Annotated in this window: 1 protein-coding gene; it reads right to left on the minus strand. The window is 68.9% G+C overall.

The genetic code is table 11. The annotated features are described in order from the left end of the window. Positions 1 to 338 (minus strand): SAM-dependent methyltransferase (locus ACZY0B_RS27960; protein WP_463767454.1); only part of this gene is annotated, 338 nt, incomplete at both ends.

The raw sequence follows: 338 nt of genomic DNA on the forward strand, positions 1-338 counted from the left end.
AAGGGGGTGCCGACCGCGTTCCAGCCGTGCCGGCCGAACCATTCGGTGGCCGGGGCGTGTTGCTCGTTGTAGACCAACTGGAAAAACAGCCGCTTGTCACCCCGGGCGGCGGCCGCACGTTCTTCTTCGACGGCGGCCTCGAACTCGTCGGCTTGCAGCGGCGCGCCGTCCTCGACGGCGACATGGCTGCCATGTCCGGCCAGGCCGTCGATGCCGCTGAACAGCTGCTCCTGGGCGGCGGCCGGCAGATAGATCAGCAGACCCTCGGCGATCCACGCAGACGGCATGGCGGGGTCGAACCCGCTGTCCCGCAATGCCTGTGGCCAATCGTCGCGCAG

The sequence above is a fragment of the Mycobacterium sp. IDUB_19 genome, from assembly GCF_055419445.1.